Here is a 738-nt window from a genome sequence, read left to right on the forward strand (position 1 = left end):
ATTTGGTGGCCGCTCGCCTGTGGGCTTTGCCACCTCCGGGGTGGGTCATTTTTGGATGATCACACCGGGTCAGTTTTGAATGCACATTGACACCGCTGGACCAAGGAACGTGTCACAGCACTACGGTCCTACCGCAAGATTCCCGTATTCAAGGTTGAACCCAATGATCTCGATCCTTGCCTCAACCTCTCCAACGCGGCCAAGCTTCTCGGGGTGGCACCAAGAACGTTGCGGTTGGCAGCAGAAGCAGGTGAGATCAAAGCTGAACACCCGCTCGCTGATGGACCGTGGATATTCGAGCGAACGGAATTGTCAAAACCGGCGGCACAACAACTCAACAAACGGGTGCGGCAAAACCCAAAACACCCCGCAGTATCACATCCAGATCAACAAAACCTATTCCCTTCAACAACATAGAAAGATGGGCGTAATGAAGCAAAGTTGTAGTCGTAGCGCCAGAGGGCCAGCGTCCGGCGGGCATCAGCCAGGCTGTCGAAGATCTCCTCGTTCAGGCATTCGTCGCGCAGGCTGCCATTGAAACTTTCGATGAAGGCGTTCTGCTGGGGCTTGCCGGGGTCAATGTAATGCCACTCGATGCCATTGTCTTTCGCCCATTTCAGGACGGCCTTGCTGGTGAACTCGGTGCCGTAGCACGTCGGGAAGAAGGGCTGTTGGTAGGTTATGGCCGCCTGCGCAGCCCTCATGTAGCGCAGCGGGTGGCCATAACCGGGTCTCGGG

1 pseudogene is annotated in these 738 nt (G+C 56.1%); it reads right to left on the bottom strand.

Features of this window, described 5'->3' with window-relative positions:
- Positions 1–422 precede the first annotated feature (422 nt).
- A pseudogene (locus V8324_RS22170) lies at positions 423–647 on the bottom strand (integrase core domain-containing protein); the annotation flags it as partial.
- Between the last annotated feature and the right edge of the window lie 91 nt (positions 648–738).

Source organism: Roseovarius sp. D22-M7, assembly GCF_037083785.1.
Lineage (GTDB): Bacteria > Pseudomonadota > Alphaproteobacteria > Rhodobacterales > Rhodobacteraceae > Roseovarius.